Below are 20561 nucleotides of genomic sequence, written 5' to 3' on the forward strand. Positions count from 1 at the left end.
TCCAGGCGAACGATTCAGGCGGCATGATCCCCTTTCCGGGCGGGTGGCACGAGCCAGCCGCCCAGCAGCGCCAGCAGCAGGCCCAGCAGCAGGCTAAACGCGTCTGCTACGGGTTCAGGGACGGTGATACCGGCCAGCGTGAGCACCCATACCAGCACGAGTGCCAGGGCGCTGCCTGCGGTGCCGCCGGCGGCTGCTGCTGCGGTCACGGGTCCTATGGTGCGGGTCATTATCCAAATCCAATCTCTAGTAGTTTGCTGATGCCGGCCCACATGGTCCATGCGGCCCAGCCGGCTAGGGCGGTGATGATCATCACCGCCCAGAGCGCGGCGGTTAGTAGCCGGCTCACTGGATCGTTGCGGGCGTGTCCGGGCCTACGTAAATCTGGACCCGTCCGAACATGGCGGTATTGATCAGGGCCACGTTGGGCTGGGACCAGCCCTGGATGGCGTAGCTCAGCCCGCCGTACTGCTGGGGGTTCAGCGCGGCTTTTTCGTTCCCTCGAATGGGGGCGACGCCTTCGGGGTAGACCCTCCAGTAGTCCACTGTGCCCGGGAGCGTGAGCGTTCCGCCGGCGGGTGTGACGCCGGAATCAACGTCTTTGGCTACTAGGTAGCCGACGATGCCGGACATGCTGAGGGTTTGCTCACGGTACGGGCCGGGGTTCTGGGACATGAACTGGCCGGTTCCGTCGCCGTTGTCCCGGAGGAACTGCGCTACGTGGCCGTTGCCGCCGTTCTGGTAGGCCCCGGAGTAACCGGACCAGATGGCCCATGATCCCCACACGCCGACGTTGCTGCGGTCGTAGGTGTCCCAGACGTACGGCTGTCCACCCTGGGTCCAGAGGTTGTAGGCCCCGTGGGCGCTGTAGGTTTCGGATTTGTTGACTTCCCGGTTGAACAGCCAGAACGCGGCCACGCATTCGGCAGTGCTGTAGCCGGGGATGGTGATCGATTTGCCGGCGTTCTTCTCGATGAACGCCTGGATGCTGATACTCATGGTGTTTGTCCTTCCTGGGGTGGTTCCGGTGCCACGGGCGTGGTCCGGTCTTCGGGTGGTTCCGTTTCCTGTGGCGTGCTGGAACAGATCGCACACACGCCGGTAGGGATATAGGGGTCAATGTCGATATGGACGGGCTCGCCGGATTCGTCGGTGGCGTGGCCTTCTGCGCGGTGGATGCTCATTGATTTCCCCTAGGAGATTGGTACGGGACCTACGGCATCACCGGGCAGGGCCGCGGGCCATAGGTCATTGGTGGTGAAGGAAATGCCTAGCTCATAGGCTTTACCGGTTTGCATCTCAAGGATTCGGAGCGCTCCCGCGTAGGGGGAAACCTGCCGGACTGATGTGCCCGAGCGATCAGATGCAACGCCGACACGGAGGGCAATAGGGTCAGCTTGAAAACCCATAGGGAGGGTCACTATTGAGACATTCCCTGCCGTGGCTGTGGAAACAAGCTGGCAGGTAACAAAGACCACCCCACCAACGCGGCGAATGCGGAGTTGGCTTACTGTGATCCCTGCCGGTACGGACGCGCTAATATCCCGCCATCCCGAATCTGCATAGATCATCTGGGGGCGGTTGTTGGCGGCGTCCCAGGCGAATGCGCGCCGGCCTACGGTGTTGTCCACGGTGACGCGGGCGGAAGCTATCCCGTTGTCTGCCAACAGCAGCCGGGACGGGGACAGAACGACGAGTTCGCCGGCGTTGCGTTTGGCAACGATGTGGTCCAACACAGCGGTCAGGGTGGCTGTGGTCATGTAGCCGGCGGTGTCGATCAGGGATGGGTGGAGCATGATTTGCAGCCCGGTACGGTTGGTTGCTGCGCTGTTGATGTTGGCTTGCGCGCCGGCGAGTGTGGCCGAATCGAAGGTGTGGTGTCCCTGGCCTTGCCGTAGGCGCCCGTCCAGGGGGCGGAAAGAGGTGCCGGTGACGTAGCCGGTGCTGAAGGCGTGATGGCGCATGATGATGCGCCCGGCGGTGGTGTCGCCAAAGGCGGTGGCTTTGGTGCTGTCAAAACCGTTGTAGCTGGTGCCGCCTACGCCGGGGACGGCGAATCCTTCGATGATGGCGGCGGGGAGCTGGCCACGTAGTTCGTTCAGGCCGCCCAGGATGGTGTCCTCTTGGGCTGCGGGGTCTACGGCGTCCCCGTGGTGGGCGCCGTGGTTGAGGATTTCGCACAGGCCGCCGGTAACCCAGCCGTTGACGTGGCCGGGTGTGACAGAGCCGTTCTCTGGCAGGGACCATGACCTGGAGTTGATAGCCAGGGCGTAGGGGAGGTTCCGGGCTTCGAGCAGGGGCCGGATTTTGGTGTCGAAGTTTGCCAGGCCGTGATCGAAGCGGAGCGCTACGGCGCCCTTCCCGTCAGTGCGGACCGGCCCTACCCGGTCCTGGAACGCCTGTTCACGCATGGCGTGGGCGATGCCGGACCGGTAGTCCATGTCGGGCAGGTTATTCAGCCGTCCCCAGGGGATGAACGAGGTGCCGGCGGCGTTGGCCGTGTTCCGTTCGAACATGCCGGCGGCTGCGCCGGAGTAACCGTAGTAGGTCTGGGTTACGTAATTGAACGGTGTGACAGCGACGTGGACCATGAACGGGCCGTCACCGATCCCTGGGGGCCGGTTCTGGATGGTCGCGGCGGTCGCGGTGAGACGGCAGTAGTACCAGCCCGGGATCCTGAATTTGCCGGCGTTGAGGTCTTCGGCGTCCAGGATCGCGATGGGTTCTATGACGCCCTCGAGGATCTTGCCCAGCCACTCGGCTACTTTCTGGGCGTTGATGGTGATGGCGTTGTCACCTTCGGCCATTAGTTCGGTGCCGGCGGGAGTGACCATGCCGAAATCGGCGGGCGTGCGGGTCATGCTTCATCCCACTTTCTTGTTTCAGAGTTCCAGGGGTAAGTGGCGGAGTCCCAGGCGCGGGCCGGGACGGTGGGTTGGGGCGTGTAGCCGATGGCTTGGGCGTAGGGCACGAGATCCAGCTCCAGGTCCCAGGTGTTGGACGTGACGGTTTCCTTGATGCCTTCGGCAAAATGGACGCCACGCAATTCAGTCGGCCAGTCGCCGGAGAAGAACATGGGGTCGCCGTGCTCCAGGGCCAGGAGTTGCCCGGCAAGCCGGCGGCTGTATTGACTGGTGGACGCCAGGAGGTGCAGAAGGTCGATCTTGACGTTTTCGATGCGGAACTGCCGGGTGGATGCCTCGAACACACGCCCGTAGGCTTCCCGGTAGCCCTGGTTTTCGGTGGCGGCTACCTTCATAAAGGACCAGTCGATGTTCTGGGTTTCGCGTAGCTCGCCGGTGGGATTGGAGATTTCCGCCGTCCGCTCGGAGAGGTTTCCGTCAGCGTTGGTCACCGTGAATTTCACGATGATGCCGGGGCGTTCGTTGGGTTGCTTCCACTCGGCGGGGCTGATGGCGTGGCCACGCATGAGTGGCAGGTCGGTGGCCAGCCGGCTATCGGCCAGGGCTTTGCGGTAGGAGTGACCGAACACGTTGGTTACGCCGGCGCGGGTTTCCTGCATCAGGATGCCCAGGTCTTCGGCGTACTTGCCTATTCCGTCGCGGAACAGGGTCGGCGGCTGGTTGGTGGCGATGGTGTCAAAGGTCCCCAGGGTTTCCACAGTGATGCCGCGCAGGGGTTCGATGGCGTGGGAAATGCCTTTGATCACGGTTCCCAGGTCTTGGCCGGCCAGGGGCGTGTAGTGCTTGGGTGAGTAGTTCATCTGGGCTATCCACGAGGAAGCGGCGTAGGTGGTTGCGAAGGTCTTTCCGTCGTCGGTAACGCTGGTGGCACCAAGCCGGCCTGTGTAGCGGGATTCGATAGCGGCGCGGGTGGTGGAACAGTGCGCGGCCAGGGCGTCGGCGGCGGATGCGCGCAGGAACAGGCGGACGTTTTTGCCGGATGCTGCGGCGGCGTACCGGCCTTTGAGTTGCAGCTCCATGACGGCGGGGAATGATCCGCCGCCGCGCCCGGACTTGCCACGGTAGATGCTGATTTCCTGGATGGTGTCCTCATACAGACCGCCCAGGTCGGTGGAGAACACGGCAAACGCGTAATTGCCGGCCCCTACGATGGGGTCAAGGACGCGGCGGAGCTTGCCCGGTCGGTAGCTCATGCGGGTTCACCTACCAGCCGGTCATAGTCGTCCAGAACTTTCTTCAGCTCACGGGCCAGGCCGGTGCGGTCAGAGACGAGTTTGCCGGCGTTGATGATGATGGTGACGCCGCCGCGCCCGGCGCGGCCGGCACGGGTGCCGGTGGCGCCGATGTTGACCTGGGGGTTTGCGGACAGGCCGGCGATTTCGCCGGTGACGGTGCCCAGGGTTTTCTTCAGGGCGGGGATCTGCCCGGCCAGGCCTTTGCGCAGGCCGGTCATGATCGCTACACCGGCGGGCACCAGCAGGCGCCGGTCATAGGGCAGAGGTCCCTTGTTTTCAGCAATCCAGTTGCCGATGCCGCCGATAAATTCAGTGACCTTGCCCCAGGCTGCCTGGAGGCCTTTGAGGAAACCGTCAATGATGGCTTTGCCGGCGTTCAGCAGCAGGGAACCAACGTCTCCGAGGAACCGGAGGATGTTGGGACCGAGGTTGGTGAAGAATTCGCGGGCGATGTCACCGATGCCGCCCACGATGCTGGAGAAGATCTGCTTGACGCCTTCCCAGACCATGGACCAGTCACCCTTGATAATTCCGGTAACGATCTTGATGTAGCCCTGGATCACGCCCATGACGGTGGTGATGATGGTGCGAATGATATTGAACACCGATTCCACTACCGGCATAAGGCCCTGGATGACGGGCACCAAAGCGCCGGCGATGATGGCAATCAGTGCGGCGATGGGCGGAACTACCTGGGTGAATACGTCGATCACCGGGGGCAGGACAGCGGTAACCAGTTTCATGATGATGGGCATCAGGCTGGACAGGATGGTGGATATCAGCGGGGTTAGGGCGGTGACTACCTGGGTAATGGCCGGCTGGATCGCGGCGAAACCTTCTTTGAGCGGCGGCAGCACGGCGGAGATTAGAACCATGGCCATGGACGCCAGTTCCGGCAGCAGCGGCAGAAGAGCCTGCCACAGGATCGACAGCGGATTCAGGACGGCCAGGACGCCGGCGATAACGGGGGCGAGTCCTTCAAAGCTCATGCCGGATTCGCTCAGCCGGCCAGTCAGGGACGTGAGGACGGGCAGGATATTGGTGTTGATGAAGCCGTAGGCCCGGGTCATGATCGGCAGGAAGAAACCGCCGACGGACGTGACGATGTTGTCCCAGCCGGCTTTGGCCCTGGCCTGCTGGCCCTGGAGGGTGTTGGATTCTTTGGCGAAGTTGCCGTGGGCGTCGGCGGTCTGCTTCATGATCAGCGACAGGGTTGCAGCCTGGGACGCTTCGGAGGACAGCGCGCCGCCGACTTTGGTGAAGCCCAGGGCGGCGGCTTCGGCGTCGATTTTTGCCTGGGTCAGGGACACGCCGTAGCGCTCGATGGGGTCCCGTTCGCCCTTCAGCGCCGATGACAGGGCCGCGACGGCATCTTTCGAGGTTCCGCCGAACATGCTGGACAAGTCAGCGCCGAGGTTGATCAGTTCATTGGTTTTGGGGGCGAGCTGGTCCATGGCGGTGCCGCCGTTTTTGAGTTGCGTACCGATCAGGGTGCCGAGGTCGTTGTATTCGTTTTTGGTCAGGCCGACGGCGGTCTGGGCGCCTTTGGCCCATTCCTTCATCTGCCCGCTGCTGTCTTTGAAGACGGTTTCTATGGCGCCGGTGGACTGTTCGAGGTCGCCGGCCATTTGTACGGCTTTGCTGCCGTACTCAATGAGCTTGGCGCCGCCGTAGGCGAGGGCGGCGACGCCGGCAGCTTTGACCAGGCCACCGACTGCGCCGGTTGCTTTGCCGATCCCGGACACCGCGTCTTTGGCATCGGAGATGATGCGCACGGCCAGGACGGCGGATTTTGCCACGGCGGGTTACTCCTCAGTGTCGTTTATAAGTAAGTGGAGGGCTGTTTCTAGGACGGCTTCCGGTTCAGCCATCCACACCGAGACAGGTATCCCGGTGCGGATGGCCAAAGCAACGATCAGGCGTTGGTGGGAGCCGTCAGGGTAGGGTCCAGGTCAAGGCCTTCTTCGTCGCCGTCGTCGTTGACCACGGCCACGTCCAGGACGCGGGCGCTGAAGTCTTCAAAGCTCAGGCCGTGTTCTGCCTGCCCGGCATGCCAGGCCCAGAACAGCGACGTGGTGAAGGGGGACTTGTCGGCGTCCCAGCCACGGACCTTCGCGGTCTTTTCGTACTGGAGTTTGGTTTGCAGGCCGACGCGGTGCGGGCCGAACTCCTTGCCGTCGAGTTCGTAGTAAGCGAAAGCTTTCTTGATGGCCATGTCAGGTTCCTTTGATGGTGTCGATGATGTTGTTGAGGTCTTGGAGGTAGACGGGCACCCACGCCGGCTCTGTGGCTTTCGCGGCGTCGGTGATGAAATCGGTGCCGCCGAAACTGCCACGCGGGCCGGAAGCGGCAGGCCAGCCCCAGTTATTGGGGCCGGCGTAGGGGGTGCGTTTGAAGCCGGCCCGGACGATGGCGGCACGGTTGGTGCCGGCGGCGCGGACGGTCGCGGCCAGGGTGCCGGTGCGGCGGGGCGCTCTTGCCCGGGCTGCGGTCGCGACAATGTCAGCGGCGCGCTTGTGGGCGTCTTTGAGCTGCTGCATGTCCAGGCCGGCGCGGCGTAAAGACGCCTGGAGCTGTCGTGCCCCACGGACTTCCACGTTGGCGCGGGCCATGGTTACGCCGCCGGGATCGCCACGAACTGCGGGTCACCGATCAGGGTGAACTCAAAGTCATTTTCGTTGCGGGTCTTCACGTCCCCGCCCAGAGCAATCGGGGCCACCTTCAGGTTGCCCTTGACCATGAGAGTGCCGCCGTTGGACGGGACAAACTCAAAGGCCATGGATGCGCCCTTGTTGGTGTAGGACCAGGGCTGCAGACCGGTGAGCGAGTAGTCATCCAGGATGGTTCCCGAAAGCACGTAGCTGTAGGTGTCATCGCCGGCGAGTTCTTCACCGGACAGGACCGGAATCGGGTCTGTCGAATCAACGGAAGGCTCCAGCTTGCACTTGCGGAGCTGCGCGCCGAATTCCTGCTTGGAAGCTGTGGGGCCGATGGTGAGCCGGCCAGGGCCGAGCAGGTGGGACTTGATGGCCATGATGGTGCCTTTCTAGGTTTCCAGGGTGAGGGAGTAGGCGGGGAAGTCTTTGCCGGCGGCGGAACGGAACGCAGTCGGTTCGGCGGTGGTGAAAGACCTGTCAGCCACGAGCAGGAGTTGTTCCACAGCAGGGGACAGGATTGCCCAGGCCCGAACGATGTCGTCCGCCGGCCCGGCTGCCACAGTGATGGTCCAGTCCGCTTGCGTGGTCGTGGTCGTGAGCTGGGTGAGCTTGGGCGGGTTCACGATCACGGCCACTTTCCCCGGACGATCCAGGGCGTTGTCCGCGTCGCGGGGGTCCAGGGTCACCAGCGCGTCCGGGAGTTCCAGTCGCAGCTCGGTGACGAGTTCGCGGGCTTGATCGATGCTCATCCCAGGGCCGGCTTCAGGTAGCCATCCAGCATGGCCCGGGCGGTTGCTTTCGGGTCCTTGGAGACCCGGATTGCTTCCATGCCGCCCAGGTCATCGCCGGAACCAAAGATGGCTACGCCGTTGCGGGAACGGCGGCGGTGGAACAGGTCCGCCGCAGTTTCCAGTTCGGCGCGCTTGGCCACCGATTCCGGCGGATCGCGGACCTTGTTCCGGGCCAGCATGTCCTGGACGAGGTCAGCGGCTTCCTGGACGCATTCGCCCACATAGGCGGCGTCTTCGGTCGCGTTCGCATTCACGTAGGTGGCCAGTGCCGCCGTCGTGATGAGGGGGACAAAGTCAGCCATGGCTTAGACAAAGTCCAGCGGCACGATGGCGTCCGCGAACGGCACAATCACGGCCTGGTGGCCGTAGATGCTGAACTGCTTGGACAGGTTGATGATGTTGTCATCCTGGAGCTGCGCGGGTGCGCCGGCGGACTCCAGCGTTTCAATGGCTACCGGGTCATAGAAGGACGCGACGTTGCCGCCGGTGTTGGGCAGCAGGGAGACCTGGACGCCGGCGAGGTTGCCGGAAACCCGGGAGAGGTTCAGCTCACCTACCTGGTTGTTACCGTCGCCGTAGACCTTCATCAGGCGGCGGTCACCGTCCTTGAGCCGGATCAGGGTCTTGAAAACGTCCACGGACACGTTCATGCCGCCGATTTCGTAGCCGCGTTCTTCGTAGAGCAGCGCGGCATCCACGACGGCATCCAGCCAGTCATCCGTGCCGGGTGTGACTGGGAGCTGAATCGCTGCCTTCGGTGTGGTGCCGGCGTTGAACGCGGCCAGGTGGTCAGTGATGGTCTTGGCGTAGACGCCGGCAACGGCGGCGTTGGTCGCGCGGGCGTAGCGCAGGCCCATGGCGCGCAGGGTGATGTTCAGGGCCGGCACGCTGGCCCGCTCGATGGCCTGGCGGGTCAGCTCGGTCCAGCCACCGTAGGTCTTCACCGGCGCGTTCGCGGACTTCAGCTTGATTTCGCCGTAGGCCAGATCATCACCTTCGTTGACCTGTTCGCCCACGGCGGTGGTGTCGGACTCCAGCTGGTAGTAATCCACCGACATGCCGTCAGCGGGCAGGGTGCCGGTGGAAAACTGGTTCATGATTCGCCGGCGCTCGGTGACGAGTCGGATGAAGTCCCCCACAAAGGAGTCCTTCATGACGGTGTCCGCCGTGGTTGCGCCGGTGTAGGCGCGGTGGAACTCGGTGGCGGCGTCGTCGCCGGCGGCAACGGCTTTGAGGAAATCGCCCATGGACCGCCACTGCGAGCCGGCACCGGCAATGTCTTCGATGGTGCCGATCAGGGCCAGTTCGCGCTTGAAGTCGCCCAGGGCGTCTTCGATGGGCTGGAGGTCGGAACGGGTCAGGGGCGGTTCGGTGGTGCGCAGTTCGGTCATGGTGCTGCCTTTCTGGGTGGGCTTTTCGGAGCGGACGGAGGACACGGCGGCGTCTTCGTAGGCGGGGAAGGTAACAAGGGAGAATTCGGCGGCGCGGACGCGGGTCCAGTGAACGAGTTCGGTTCCGTCATCGCGGGTTTCGACGGTGTATTCCCGGGGTTCGAATCCGATGGACAGGGACCGGACTACGCCGTCTTTGAGCAGGGTCATGGCTTCGTCACCGCGTGGGGTGCGGGAGATGCGCCCGGTGACTTCGAAACCGGTGTCCGTTTCGCGGGTGGAGATGATGACGCCGATGGGTTCCCGGTGCTGCCAGAGGACGCGGGCGGTGTCGGCGTCTTCGACGCTGCCGGGGTCAAAGGTTTCGCGTCCGAACCAGTGTTCGATTTCCTGCCCGTAAGGAACACCGATGCCGGTGAATTCGCGGGCTTCGGCGTTGGTCGCACGGATCTGGAATTCCCGGTGCTGGACGCCTTCGGGGATCTGTGTCATTTGGTCACTCCTGGGGCTGGGGCGGGCGCGGTGGTGGTGATCTGGGCGCGCTGTTCGGCGGTGAGCGGGGCAAGGTTTTCGATGGCGCGGACTTCGTCATCGGTCATCCACCGGTTGGTCAGGGCCAGGGCGTGGGCTTCGTACCGGGTTTTGGTGTCGGCGCGTAGCAGGCCCTCGACGTTGAACACGGCGGTCTGGCCGACGGGCAGCAGCTCGGTAAAGGCGGATTCGATCTTGCGGAGGTAGCCCATGAGGGTGAACCGCACGAACGCGAGCCAGTCCTGTTCGACGTTGGAATACGTCTGGGAGTTGCCTTCCAGGGCGGCGAGCATCAGGGACGCCGGCGTGCCGAACATTCGGGCGATGACGGTGACGTTGAAGCCCTGGGATTCCAGCCACTGGGCATCTTTGGGGTTGATGGTCAGCGCCTGGTAGGACATGCCTTTGCCCAGTACGCGGATGCGGGCCGGGTTCGCGCCGGCGTCGATGGGTTCCCCGGTTTCCGGGTCGAGGTAGTTCCATACCCGGCGGGCAACGGTGGCGTCATCGGCTACGAGGGCTTGCTCGGATTTGAGCAGGCCGTTAGTCATGCCGGCGGGGTCGAAGATGGCGGCGGCGTGGTCACGGGTCCGGACGGCGGCGGTGAGGTCTGCGCGGGCGGCGGTGATGACTGAACGACCCCGGAGCTGGCCGGGGAGCTTCATCCGGGATCGGTGGATCACGTCAGCGGCGGAGTATTCCTTGCCCAGGTGGTGGAATACTTTGCGGCCTTTGTCGTCCCGGGAGACGGTGACGTGGTGGGGGTTCCACAGTTCCAGCTCCAGGACTTCCTTGCTGGGGCCGCGCTTTTTGTGCCAGAAGAAATTCCCGTCCACCACCATGGACATGATGGTTTCCTCGATGAAGTCCGGGCGGTCCATGTCCAGAGAAGGCCGGCGGAGCAGCGCCGGCGGGTCCGCCACGATGTGGCCTGAGCGCTTGGAGTCGATCGAGAGCTGGGAACCGGAGTTGGTGAGAATTTCAATAGCCCGGTACACAGCGTGCAGGCTGGTTGCACCCTCCAGGGTGAGGGAATCAGCGGCCCGGGACGGCGGGATGATGCCGGCGAGCATGGCGGAGCGTTCAGCGCGGCGTAACGCCGTTTCGGCGTTGAGCCGGGATGCTGTGCTGGTGACCGCCTGGGGGAACAGGCTGGAGAAAATTCCCATGCCCATGATGCTGGGGGCCGGCACCGGCGGCCACCTAGCTAGCGCGTGCGTTCGGTGCCGTTGGGTGCCGTTCGGTGCCAAACGGCCCGTTTGGGTGCCAACCGGTCAGAAGGCTTGCAGGCCGATGGCGGCGGGTAGATTGTCCACGCCCCAGGTGGAGAGGGTGCCGGCTTCTATCGCGCTGATGGAGCCGGTGGACACGCGCCGGCCCCAGGCCCAGGCAGCGTCTCCGGTGGAGCGTTTCGCGGCCACGTCGGCGGCGTCGTTAAGTGCCTGGTGCGGGCGGTGCAGCCACGTCGGTGGGAGCTTTGAGCCGTCTTCGGCCCGGTTGACGACGCCTTTGAAGACGGCGGAACACGCGCCGGTGTATTGGCGCATGGTGATGTCCAGCAGCTCAATGTCATCGCGTTTGCTGGCCTGGTCGTAAAGGCCGGCGGATGGCCCGCCCGGGTCGATGACTGCCGGCGCGCCGAACTGTGCCTGGAGGGTGGCCAGGGCATCCAGGACCCAGGCGGAACCGAAACCATGCCGGATAACCTCCGTGAGCTTCCGCCCGTCCTCCAGGAGCCATGTCGCAGTAATGGTGGCGTCCAGGCCGTCTTTGCCTTCGGCAGCACCGAAACACAACGGCGCGCCTTCTGGGGCCACATCGGCGGTGCCGGCGGCGTTCCAGTCGCCTTCCGGGATGATGCGGGACACGGCACCGGTGCGCCGGTTCCCGTAGGCGCGGGTGAACTCAGACAGGCCCAGTTCGCCCAGGAAGCCGTCCAGGTCTTCACGTTCGAACAGGTGGCCGGCGCCGGGGTGGTGTTCCCAGCAGAGGTCCAGGAACCTGGCTACGGCTGCCGGGTCTTCTTCGTCCGGGATTGCGGCATCGTGGGGGATGCCAAAGTCAAAGAAAGCCGTGCGGACCGGCACGACGGCGCGGAGTTCGGCTAGCAGATCGTTGAGGGCTTCGGATTCCTGGGTGCCTTCGGTGGACATGATCCAGAGCTGGGGCCGGTGGCCCATGAGCTTGCGCCGGGTGGTGGTGGTCGGCACGATGGCACCGCGCAGGGCTTTGGCCTGGATCCGGTCAAACGCCCAGTATTCGTCGATGGTGTTCCGGTCGGATTGCTTGCCGTGCAGGGAATCTTCCGTGGGCGGGTGCGGGGACAGGGTTGAGCCCTTCAGGAACCGGAGCGCTTGGGCACCGTTGCTGTAGAGCGGCGTCGCGATGGACTTGATAGGGGATTCCATGAATACGTCATCCACCATTTCCCGCCATTTCGCGGCGGCGTGCTGCCCGGACTGCGCCGTGTACCAGACGCGCCGGTTAGGTCCCATGCAGGCATTTTGGACGCCGGCGGCCATGTCCAGGGTGGTTTTGCCGGCCTGCCGCTGGACGGTGATGACTACGACGCCGTAGAAGAACGTTCCTGTTTCCGCTTCGATTTCGCCGGCCACATCGGCCACGAGGGATTGCCAGGGAAGCAGCGGCCAGCCCATCGCGGACCCCACAGCCTTCGTGTGCCCGCCGTAGGTGGCGCGGGACGGATCACGCGGGGTTGCGTAGCGCGGGATGACCTGCGGGGGGCTGCTGAAGGGCGTTGACAAAGTCTTGGACTTCCTGCGGCAGGCTGCTGCCGTCGTTTTCGGCGGGGACATCGCCCCGGATGGTTTCTAGGACGCTGGCGAGCTGCGCCGCTTCGTTCGCCACGGCACGGCCCTTTTGGTTGCCTTTGGCGATGTTGCGGGCCAGCTCCATGGCGAGCTGTCCGAGGGCCGGCGCGAGCAGATCGCCGGGCTTTTCGGTCAATAGCTTCTTGACGGTGCCGGCTACCGATTTTTCAAGCGCGGACAGAGGATATCCGGCTGAATCTGTGCCGGATTCGAAGCTGAACAGGGTGCCATCGTCGGGCGTTTCGTCCTGCATATTCATACGCTCATTTTTATTTTTATGCCCTGTTGTGGGGAGGGATGGACGGTGGTCGCAGGGGTTCCGAGGGAGCCGTGAACCAGAAAAACGAATGATGATGCATAGTTATTCATCAGATTCCCCATGCGCGTGATGGTTCCACGAGCTGGACCGGCGGTGTTGCCTGTTGATCCTGCTGGGCATACCACTTGGTGACCACGTCATCCATGGCGCGTGGGCGCTCGACTGCTGCCCTTGCCCTGACTACTTCCGCGCCTGGGTCCACTGTGATCACGTCCCAGCGCATGCGCTCATACTCTTTGAGCTGGTCAGGCTTAGGGATGGAATGGATGATCCAGACCGTGACGCGCTCAGACAGGCGGGTAGCGCGCTGTATGGCGGCAGCACGGGCACCTATTGCCACATGCCTGATGTGGTCCGGGTAGCCGTGGATCGGGCCGTCATGCTCGGGCATGAACGCCTGGGCTATCCGGTCCAGGTCTATCACCACATCAGTGGGGTGGGCGTGAGTGCGCACGAAGGTGGTTTTGCCGGCAGCAGGCGGGCCGGTGATGACCTTCACGGACGGACCCAGCGTCCGGTCCTGCCGCTTGCTGTTGCAGGGCCTGCACGCGGGCCGAAAGTTCCCCACGTCATCAGTGCCGCCCTGGGCGTACGGGATCACATGATCCTTAGTCGTCGCCACACCAGTGCAGCCCGGCAACCGGAGATGACAATTAGTGCCGTAGGTTGCCAGCACCAGCCGGGTAAGGTCCTGCTGCACACGGCCGCCACGACGGCGGGCGCGCTTCACTTCGTTACCTGCTGGGACTTTACCCAGGCGTCGACCTTGATAGGAATGTAGCGGATGACGCGGCCCATGCGGACGTAAGGCAGCGGGTTATGGTCGCGGTGGCGGTACTTTTTGAGTTGCTCAGACGTAACGCCCAGCATGTGACACACGATGTCATCAGTCCAAAGCTGGGGGACTCCCGGCGGGATCGAGCGTTCTTGCTGCTGGTTCATATTCCTGCCATCGCTAGTTCGTTGAAAACGGCCCGCCACGCGTCATCGGCCACCTGGTGGCACACGTCGGCGGCGTCCCCGGCGTCTACCCAGCCCGTGAGCCGTTCCGTGCTGGGGTCGGCACTCCAGGCAATCCGGGCTTGCTCCACAAGGGCTTCCGCTGCCTTAGCCGCTGTCTCGGCTTCCTTGTAGGCGGCGTGGGCCGCTTCCAGCTTCGTCACAAGGCATCCTTAGCGTCGGCGGCTTCGCGGAGCTTGCGCACTTTCGTGGTGGAGTCACCACAGACCGGATATGCCACGGCGTTACCTTCTGGCGCTTCGGCTTCATAGATTTCGTTCATGACAATGGCGCGGAGTGCCCTACTGGCACGGCTGGGCGGGTAAGCGAAGTCTTCCGGGCTGGTGCTCATGCGAGAGCCCCAATCTTGGAATCGATAAGCTTTCGGCCAAGATATTCGGTATAGGCGGGTGGGATGGATTCGCGGAGTCCGTCCCGGCTCATCCAGTCGATACCCATAGCCTTCTTGGCTTTGGCGACGCCTGAAAAGTTGCCGACGACATGCATCATTTCGCCGTCGATTGGCGCTCGGCCCATCTTGGTTGTTCTGATCAAATGCCGGGGGTGTTCCGGCGGATCGACGTGGAAGCTGGTTTCGAATAGCCGGTGTCGGTAGGTGCCAAGACCGAACATTGCCCCGCACAGTTCAACAGGATTGCGCAGCGGTGATCCTGGGACGTTCTCAATGATGTACGGCGTACCAATTTCCTGGAGTAGGAACCTGGTCGGCTCGATTAGTTCCGGATGGTCATTGCCCATGATTTTCTGGGCGTTGGTGTGTGCTTGGCATGGTGGGCTGGCATGGGCGGCGGCAAAATCATCGCGGCCTAACCATTCGGCAATGCCGGCCTTGCTCCTGAACATGACCTTGCCTCCGGAAGCGAGTTCTGCAAGCAATGAGATTGCATTGCCCTGTCGGAACGTGAAGGGGTTTCGAGGTTGCGGGTTGATGTCGACGGCGTAGATTTCGAAGCCAGCGAGGTAGTACCCCATTCCGGCTCCACCCTGGCAGCAGAACAGGTCCAGCAGTTTGGGTTTTGTCATTTTCGGGCCTTTCGTGGAGGGGTGGTGGCCGGGGCACTCATGCTGATTGCTCCTTGCCGTCAAGAGCTTCTTTTGGGGGACATTCGGGGCAGAAGAAGTGAGTTTGGCCGCGATGCTGGCGACGGCCTGCCTTTAGTCCGCAATGGCAACTGATCATCGGGCTATTCATGCCCCGAGATGCACAGTGGGTGCAGTACTTCGTCCGGGGTTCGGCAGGGTCTTTTCCACAGGCCCAGCACAAGCCGTTGTCGGCTGGTGAGTGACCCACTTTCAAGGATGGATTCATGGGGTGGTTCTTAATGCTGGTTAGGGTGTCCGCACGGACAGGGGGTGGGGTGTCCGCACGGACAGGGGGTGGGGTGTCCGCACGGACAGGGGGTGTCCGCACGGACGGGGGTACCTGAAAGAGCGTCTGATTGTAGTTATCCACAATCTTGTGATTGGACGAACGGTCGCAGTTCGGCGGGCACTTGAGCGTGATCTCATAGCGGTTAGGGCGGCGATAGTCCGGCAAGGAACGGGTTCCGCCGTCGTTGGTGTAGATCACTAGCTCCCCCATCGATCCGAGCCGTGCAATGCACTTTTGAACGCCGCGCGGCTGGATGTTGGCATATCGGGCCAATGTGTTCACCGAGGGCCATGCGCCGCCGTCGCCGTCGTGGTTCGCGATACCGAGCAGCACGAGTTTGTCCGTGCCGGTGGCTTGGGAGTGGTGCAGCACAATCGCCATTGATTCGACGCTCAACGCTTGGCCTCAGCTTCCACGTCATTGCGGTCAAACACGAACGCGCCCTTTGGTCCGTCCAGCTTGGCTAGCGGCACTAGAGTGCCAGCCGCAATGCGGCGAGTTAGGGAGGGCTTGGTGATTCCGAGGATTTCCGCCGCTTCTACCGAACCAATGAGGTCCGAGGGGGTAATGACCCTAGCGGGAGCATTCTGAAGAAAGGTGGGCATGTGCACAAGATTAGGTTCATTGCACCCAAAATTACAAGCGTGTAACTAGAGCAGGAGCGGGAGCGTTGCACCTATCGTTGCGCATATACTCATCCGGGTGTAATAGTTGATACATGAGCATCCAACCCGTAGACCACACGCTGCTGCGCTTTGATGTATCCGACCGCATGCGAAAGGCAATGATCCTCGCCGGCCTGGGCGTCCAGGACATGGCCGAGTACCTTGATGCGTCGCGGAATACCGTTTCCCGCTGGATAAACGGGGTTCGCGAACCGAAGCTGTCCATAGTTCGCCTTTGGGCGCTCAGGACCGGGGTTCCGTTTGAATGGCTGGCCACTGGTGAGCTTAACGACGAAAGCCCCTCACCGGATGGTGAAGGGCTTTCTAATCCGAGCTTCCTTGGAGAATCGAACTCCAGACCTTTTCATTACGAGTGAAACGCTCTACCGACTGAGCTAAGGAAGCACCGCATGCTCAGACCGGGTGTGCCGATCGGATCATGCAAGAGTCAACTGTAATGGAGTCTCCGCGTCCGGGTCAAAATGGGCTCAGCAGGCGCTCGGCGGGTGTCCCTTTTGACGTTGTCCTGAAGTTCACCCTGCGGTCGCGGCGGATTCAGCCGCTGATCCAGGCCGCCGCGGAAGCTGGGGAGATACACAGCCGGATGGGGGATGAAGGGTGGAGATTTCACTGGGTAATGAAGCAGCAGGAAGGCCGGGCATCAAGCTGGCCGTCCTGGCAATGGTAGGGACAACGGTGTCCGACGGCGGACTTCTGGACAGTGCGCTGGCACGGGTCCTGGCCGAGCAGGGAATCCAGGAAGGCTCGCCGGAGTATGCCGCAATGCTGCAGTATGCCCGGCAGGTTTCGGGGACGTCCAAGCTGGAAGTGTTCAGCCGGTTCTTCACTGGACCAGGCAGGGCAGAGGAAGCGAACCGCAGCTTTGAATGGCATTGCGACGAACTCATCGGCTCCGGGGCAATCACTCCAATTCCCGGTGCTGAGGAGGCAATAGCGAAGCTGCAGGCGGGCGGGATCCAGGTCTGCCTGGCCACCGGATTCGGCCGGCACACCCAGAACACGCTGCTGGAGAAACTCGGCTGGATGGGACTGGCGGACCTTAGTCTCTGCCCCGCCGACGCCGGCCGCGGAAGGCCGTACCCGGACATCATCCTGACAGCCGTCCTGGCCCTTGACCTCGACGACGTGCGCTCGGTTGCCGTGGTGGGGGATTCGACGGCGGACATCCAGTCGGGCCTGTGCGCCGGAGCGGGGATCGCGGCCGGCGTCCTGACTGGCGCCCACGATGAGGCGGCCCTCCGCGCGGCCGGCGCTACCGCCGTCGTTCCTTCCATTGCGGAGGTTCCGCGACTGCTGACGGCAGCCTGATCTCCGGAGGGGTCAGAGCGCCGGTCAGCAGATGGTGTTGTCCGCCGGCAGGGTGCCGTGCAGGAAGTACTGGTCCACACTGTTCGTGACGCAGTTGTTGGATCGGCCGTAAGCCGTGTGGCCTTCGCCCTGCCAGGTGACCAGGGCGGCGTTTTCGAGCTGTTTGCGCAGCGAGGCGGCCCATTCCACCGGCGTGGCCGGATCGCCGGTGGTGCCGATCACCACAATGGGCGCTTCGCCGGAGTACTCGACCGGCGCAGGGGTCCGGACGTTCTTGTGGGGCCAGTCCATGCAGGTGGTCCCGCCATAGGCGAGGAAGCTGCCGAACGTGGGGGAGGCCTCGCGGAGCCGCTGTTCATCGGCGCGCATTGCCGCGGTGTCCGTGACCATTGGGTAGTCCAGGCAGTTGACGGCCGTGAAAGCGAACGTCGCGTTGGAGCCGTAGGTTCCGTTGCTTTCGCGGTCCGCACCGAAATCGGAGAGGTTCAGCATGGGCGTTACGTTGCCCTTAATGGCCTCAGCGAAGGCGGCTGTCAGCATGGGCCAGTTCGCATTGCTGTACAGCGGAGTGATGATGCCGTTGACGAACATGGTGGCGTTGACCTGCCGCCCGTCAGCCGCGGTCCGTGGGTGCTGGTTAATGTCGTTGATGAGGGCCTGGATCTGCCCCACTGCCTCGTCCGCGCTGCCCTTGAAGGGACAGTCGGTACCGGTCTGGCAGGATGCAATGTAGGTTCGCAGGGTCTTCTCGAAAGCCACGGCCTGCCCGTAGGTCACTTCTTCATTGCTGAGCGCGGGATCAAGGGCGCCGTCCAGGACCATCCGGCCGACGTTGTCCGGGAACAGGGAGGCGTACACGGAACCGAGGAACGTTCCATAGGAATACCCCAGGTAGTTGAGTTTGGTGTCATTGGATACTGCCCGGAGGATGTCCATGTCCTTGGCAGCGGAATTCGTGTCGATGAACCCGAGCAAGGGACCTGTCTGCTCGGCGCATTTCGCGGCAGTGACCTGGTTGTCCGCCCTCGCGGATGCCATCCCGGCGTCCGTGCCCAGCTCGTAGACCTTGGCCCTGGCCTCGTCCCGTTCTTCGTCCGTCATGCAGGTTACCGGCGCTGAGCGCTTCACCCCGCGCGGATCGAAGCCCAGGAGGTCGTAGTTGGAGCGCATCTCGTCGGAGAAATACATTGCCCCGGCATCCAGGACGAAGTCGTAACCGGAGCCGCCGGGCCCGCCCGGGTTGATCAGCAGCGTGCCCTGCTTCTCACCTGTGGCGGGCATCCGCAGCGCGGAGATCGTGATGCTCTCGCCGTCGGGGTTGGCATAGTCCACCGGCACCTTGATGTCCGCGCACAGGTAGTCGGATTCGCACGGCTCCCAGGACACCTGCTGTGCGTAGTACTCAGACAGGCCTTCCGGGGCTGACGCCACAATGGAAGGATCAGCCGTTGCCAGCGTTGGGCCGGGCGGCTCCTGCTCCTGGCCGGGCAGAAGCGTGCATGAGGTCAGGAGCATAGCCGCGGCGACAGCCCCTGCCGTCCCGGCAAGCGATCCCTGGAGCCGCCGTGACCTTTTGGATCGCTGGCGGGCGGGACGTGCGGGTAGGAAGGTCATGCATTCTCCTGGGTGGGTCTAGATCAGGCTGGAGGCCATGGATTCGATGGCAAGCAGCGGGGCAACATTGGTGGTGGTAATCCGCTGCCGCGCCTTGTTGATGGCGTCCATCCTGGACAGCGTGACCTCTGCGGTGGACTGGTCCGCGAATTCCTCGATTTCACTGCGAAGCTCAACGTTCACCAGCTCCACGGCGTTCCCCATCTGGACGATCAGCACATCGCGGTAGAAGGAGAGCAGGTCCGTCAGCGTACGGTCCAGCGAATCGGTAATGGATCTCTTGGCCCGGCGCTTTTGGTCGTCCTCAAGCTGCTTGAGCTGGCCACGCAGCGCCGGCGGCAGGTTTCCGCCCTCCGGGGCGCCCAGAGTGGCCAGGAGTGCAGCTTTCTCCGCGGCGTCGCGTTCTTCATTGGAACTGCCGGCTTCCGCGGTGGCGATTTTGACCAGTTTGTCCGCCATCATCACGGCAGCGGTGACTCCGCGTAATTCCAGTGGAAAGCGCACGGTCTCCAGCCGGCGTTCACGCGCGTCCGCGTCCCGCGCCAGTCGCCGGGCAATCCCCACATGGCTTTGGGCTGCCCGTGCCGCGCGTTCGGCCAGAACGGGATCGACGCCGTCGCGCCTCACCAGGAGACGGGCGACGTCCGCTGGCGGGGGAATGCGCAGTGCCACCGGACGGCAGCGCGATCGGATGGTGACCAGGACGTCAGCGGGCGACGGCGCGCACAGCATCCAGATGGTGCGTGGGGTGGGCTCCTCGATCGCCTTGAGCAGGACGTTGGTGGTGCGCTCGGCCATCCGGTCCGCATCCTCGACGACGATGATCCGCCACCGACCGGTGGAGGGCCGGTTGCCGGCCGAGGACACCAGCTCCCGCGCCTCGTCGATGGTGATAGTGACTTTTTCAGTCCGCACGAACGTAACGTCCGGATGCGTCTCAGCCAGGATCGTGTGGCAGGAAGCGCAGGATCCGCAGCCGCGGTCCGCAAGCTGGTCCTGGTCGCAGTTGAGCGCCGCTGCAAAGGCCTTTGCCGCGTTGGAGCGGCCTGAACCGGGCGGGCCTGTGAACAGCCAGGCATGCGTCAGGCCCTCTGCCTGCGATGCCGTGCGGAGTTGCGTGACTACGGCATCCTGGCCTTGGAGATCGTCCCAGACGGTCATGGCACGAGGGTGTTCCGCGCGGCCATCAGGGCCAGCACCCTGTCCAGGATCTGCGCGGCAAGATCGTCAATGGGGAGGTTGGCCGGCAGCACCAGGTACTGGTCCGGCCGGGCGTCCGCCAACTGCAGGAAGGCTTCCCGGATCCTTGCATGGAACTCGTCCGCTTCGGATTCCAGGCGGTCTTCCAGAGCGTCATGGGCGGTGCGGCGCCGGCGCCCGTCAGAGGGCTCGACGTCGAGGAGTACTGTGAGGTCCGGCGACAGCATGCCGGTGGCCCACTCGTTCAACGAAAGGACGGCCCCGGTGCCCAGGGCGCGGCCGGCGCCCTGGTAAGCGACTGAAGAATCAATATAGCGGTCCGTCAGGACTGTTTCGCCGCGCAGCAGCGCCGGACGGATGACCTGCTCGGCATGGGCGGCGCGGGATGCCGCGAAAATCAGCGCCTCAGTGCGGGCGTCAATGTGGCCGTGCCCGTGATCAAGGACCAGCGACCGGAGTTTCTCGCCAATGGGGGTGCCGCCCGGCTCGCGGGTGCGCAGTACCGTCAGGCCACGGTTTGCCAGGGCTTCGGCCAGCCGGGCAGCCTGCGTCGATTTCCCGGCGCCATCACCGCCTTCAAATGCGATGAAAAGTCCAGGCTTCTGCGTAGTCACTTATCAAGCCTACCGACAATCACTGACAGCTTCTCCCCGCGCAGGCGTAACCGCTTTTCCTGTGGACG

Annotated in this window: 27 protein-coding genes, 1 tRNA gene and 1 pseudogene; 2 read left to right on the forward strand and 27 right to left on the reverse strand. The window is 63.5% G+C overall.

Annotation, left to right across the window (positions count from 1 at the left end; translation table 11 throughout):
• Positions 1 to 14 precede the first annotated feature (14 nt).
• From ACWA13_RS04325 to ACWA13_RS04435, 23 genes and pseudogenes are all read right to left on the reverse strand, one after another.
• Entirely contained in the window at positions 15 to 230 is a 216-nt protein-coding gene (locus ACWA13_RS04325) for a hypothetical protein (RefSeq protein ID WP_463936941.1), read from the reverse strand.
• A 115-nt stretch (positions 231 to 345) separates the two neighbouring features.
• Complete coding sequence (locus ACWA13_RS04330) at positions 346 to 999, reverse strand: hypothetical protein (protein ID WP_463936942.1); 654 nt, start codon at positions 997 to 999, stop codon at positions 346 to 348.
• Positions 996 to 1184: a hypothetical protein gene (locus ACWA13_RS04335; protein ID WP_463936943.1), complete on the reverse strand. Its 189-nt coding sequence runs from the start codon at positions 1182 to 1184 to the stop codon at positions 996 to 998. The genes ACWA13_RS04330 and ACWA13_RS04335 overlap by 4 nt, the downstream gene beginning before the upstream one ends.
• 9 nt (positions 1185 to 1193) lie before the next feature.
• Positions 1194 to 2861 carry a hypothetical protein gene (locus ACWA13_RS04340; RefSeq protein WP_463936944.1) on the reverse strand — a complete coding sequence of 556 codons (1668 nt, stop codon included), beginning with the start codon at positions 2859 to 2861 and terminating at the stop codon, positions 1194 to 1196.
• Positions 2858 to 4117 carry a hypothetical protein gene (locus tag ACWA13_RS04345; RefSeq protein ID WP_463936945.1) on the reverse strand — a complete coding sequence of 420 codons (1260 nt, stop codon included), beginning with the start codon at positions 4115 to 4117 and terminating at the stop codon, positions 2858 to 2860. The genes ACWA13_RS04340 and ACWA13_RS04345 overlap by 4 nt, the downstream gene beginning before the upstream one ends.
• A complete protein-coding gene (locus ACWA13_RS04350) occupies positions 4114 to 5958 on the reverse strand; it encodes a phage tail protein (protein WP_463936946.1) in 1845 nt (614 codons plus the stop codon). Before ACWA13_RS04350 ends, ACWA13_RS04345 begins: the two co-directional genes overlap by 4 nt.
• A gap of 116 nt (positions 5959 to 6074) precedes the next feature.
• Positions 6075 to 6374, reverse strand: coding sequence for a hypothetical protein (locus ACWA13_RS04355; protein WP_463936947.1), 300 nt, complete (start codon positions 6372 to 6374; stop codon positions 6075 to 6077).
• Position 6375: 1 nt separating this feature from the next.
• A complete protein-coding gene (locus tag ACWA13_RS04360; protein WP_463936948.1) occupies positions 6376 to 6771 on the reverse strand; it encodes a hypothetical protein in 396 nt (131 codons plus the stop codon).
• Between the two features lie 2 nt (positions 6772 to 6773).
• Entirely contained in the window at positions 6774 to 7193 is a 420-nt protein-coding gene (locus ACWA13_RS04365) for a hypothetical protein (protein ID WP_463936949.1), read from the reverse strand.
• 12 nt (positions 7194 to 7205) lie between these two features.
• The gene (locus tag ACWA13_RS04370) at positions 7206 to 7565 is read right to left on the reverse strand and encodes a hypothetical protein (RefSeq protein WP_463936950.1); all 360 of its coding nucleotides are present in this window, start codon (positions 7563 to 7565) and stop codon (positions 7206 to 7208) included.
• Positions 7562 to 7909: a hypothetical protein gene (locus tag ACWA13_RS04375; RefSeq protein WP_463936951.1), complete on the reverse strand. Its 348-nt coding sequence runs from the start codon at positions 7907 to 7909 to the stop codon at positions 7562 to 7564. Before ACWA13_RS04375 ends, ACWA13_RS04370 begins: the two co-directional genes overlap by 4 nt.
• 3 nt (positions 7910 to 7912) lie before the next feature.
• Positions 7913 to 9490, reverse strand: coding sequence for an HK97 family phage prohead protease (locus ACWA13_RS04380; RefSeq protein WP_463936952.1), 1578 nt, complete (start codon positions 9488 to 9490; stop codon positions 7913 to 7915).
• On the reverse strand, positions 9487 to 10722 hold the full coding sequence (locus ACWA13_RS04385; protein WP_463936953.1) for a phage portal protein: 1236 nt from the start codon (positions 10720 to 10722) through the stop codon (positions 9487 to 9489). The genes ACWA13_RS04380 and ACWA13_RS04385 overlap by 4 nt, the downstream gene beginning before the upstream one ends.
• A gap of 81 nt (positions 10723 to 10803) precedes the next feature.
• Positions 10804 to 12294, reverse strand: a complete 1491-nt coding sequence (locus tag ACWA13_RS04390; RefSeq protein WP_463936954.1) for a hypothetical protein — start codon at positions 12292 to 12294, stop codon at positions 10804 to 10806.
• Positions 12236 to 12619 (reverse strand): hypothetical protein, encoded by a 384-nt coding sequence (locus tag ACWA13_RS04395; RefSeq protein ID WP_463936955.1) that lies wholly within the window; start codon positions 12617 to 12619, stop codon positions 12236 to 12238. The genes ACWA13_RS04390 and ACWA13_RS04395 overlap by 59 nt, the downstream gene beginning before the upstream one ends.
• 109 nt (positions 12620 to 12728) lie before the next feature.
• Positions 12729 to 13178: a hypothetical protein gene (locus ACWA13_RS04400; RefSeq protein WP_463938013.1), complete on the reverse strand. Its 450-nt coding sequence runs from the start codon at positions 13176 to 13178 to the stop codon at positions 12729 to 12731.
• 24 nt (positions 13179 to 13202) lie between these two features.
• A pseudogene (locus tag ACWA13_RS04405) lies at positions 13203 to 13409 on the reverse strand (HNH endonuclease); the annotation flags it as partial.
• On the reverse strand, positions 13406 to 13621 hold the full coding sequence (locus ACWA13_RS04410; protein WP_463936956.1) for a hypothetical protein: 216 nt from the start codon (positions 13619 to 13621) through the stop codon (positions 13406 to 13408). The pseudogene ACWA13_RS04405 and the gene ACWA13_RS04410, both read right to left, overlap by 4 nt.
• Positions 13618 to 13842, reverse strand: coding sequence for a hypothetical protein (locus ACWA13_RS04415; protein WP_463936957.1), 225 nt, complete (start codon positions 13840 to 13842; stop codon positions 13618 to 13620). The genes ACWA13_RS04410 and ACWA13_RS04415 overlap by 4 nt, the downstream gene beginning before the upstream one ends.
• Positions 13839 to 14030, reverse strand: a complete 192-nt coding sequence (locus ACWA13_RS04420) for a hypothetical protein (protein ID WP_463936958.1) — start codon at positions 14028 to 14030, stop codon at positions 13839 to 13841. Before ACWA13_RS04420 ends, ACWA13_RS04415 begins: the two co-directional genes overlap by 4 nt.
• Entirely contained in the window at positions 14027 to 14671 is a 645-nt protein-coding gene (locus ACWA13_RS04425; RefSeq protein ID WP_463936959.1) for a hypothetical protein, read from the reverse strand. The genes ACWA13_RS04420 and ACWA13_RS04425 overlap by 4 nt, the downstream gene beginning before the upstream one ends.
• Before the next feature lie 88 nt (positions 14672 to 14759).
• On the reverse strand, positions 14760 to 15452 hold the full coding sequence (locus ACWA13_RS04430) for a helix-turn-helix domain-containing protein (protein WP_463936960.1): 693 nt from the start codon (positions 15450 to 15452) through the stop codon (positions 14760 to 14762).
• Between the two features lie 11 nt (positions 15453 to 15463).
• Complete coding sequence (locus ACWA13_RS04435) at positions 15464 to 15676, reverse strand: hypothetical protein (protein WP_463936961.1); 213 nt, start codon at positions 15674 to 15676, stop codon at positions 15464 to 15466.
• Positions 15677 to 15855: 179 nt separating this feature from the next.
• On the opposite strand from ACWA13_RS04435, the gene ACWA13_RS04440 reads away from it, so the two are divergent.
• On the forward strand, positions 15856 to 16113 hold the full coding sequence (locus tag ACWA13_RS04440) for a helix-turn-helix domain-containing protein (RefSeq protein WP_463937822.1): 258 nt from the start codon (positions 15856 to 15858) through the stop codon (positions 16111 to 16113).
• Here ACWA13_RS04440 and ACWA13_RS04445 read toward each other — a convergent pair.
• Positions 16069 to 16141 (reverse strand) — tRNA-Thr (locus ACWA13_RS04445). The genes ACWA13_RS04440 and ACWA13_RS04445 overlap by 45 nt on opposite strands.
• A gap of 276 nt (positions 16142 to 16417) precedes the next feature.
• Here ACWA13_RS04445 and ACWA13_RS04450 point away from each other — a divergent pair.
• Positions 16418 to 17065: an HAD family hydrolase gene (locus ACWA13_RS04450; RefSeq protein ID WP_463937823.1), complete on the forward strand. Its 648-nt coding sequence runs from the start codon at positions 16418 to 16420 to the stop codon at positions 17063 to 17065.
• 24 nt (positions 17066 to 17089) lie between these two features.
• On the opposite strand, the gene ACWA13_RS04455 is transcribed toward ACWA13_RS04450, so the two are convergent.
• From ACWA13_RS04455 to tmk, 3 genes are read right to left on the reverse strand one after another with little or no spacing between them, the layout of a single operon-like run.
• Positions 17090 to 18679 (reverse strand): alpha/beta hydrolase, encoded by a 1590-nt coding sequence (locus ACWA13_RS04455; RefSeq protein ID WP_463936962.1) that lies wholly within the window; start codon positions 18677 to 18679, stop codon positions 17090 to 17092.
• Between the two features lie 18 nt (positions 18680 to 18697).
• On the reverse strand, positions 18698 to 19840 hold the full coding sequence (locus tag ACWA13_RS04460) for a DNA polymerase III subunit delta' (protein WP_463936963.1): 1143 nt from the start codon (positions 19838 to 19840) through the stop codon (positions 18698 to 18700).
• Positions 19837 to 20493: a dTMP kinase gene (tmk, locus tag ACWA13_RS04465; RefSeq protein ID WP_463936964.1), complete on the reverse strand. Its 657-nt coding sequence runs from the start codon at positions 20491 to 20493 to the stop codon at positions 19837 to 19839. The genes ACWA13_RS04460 and tmk overlap by 4 nt, the downstream gene beginning before the upstream one ends.
• Positions 20494 to 20561: the final 68 nt, after the last annotated feature.

Source organism: Pseudarthrobacter sp. TRD_SC_9 (assembly GCF_055361265.1).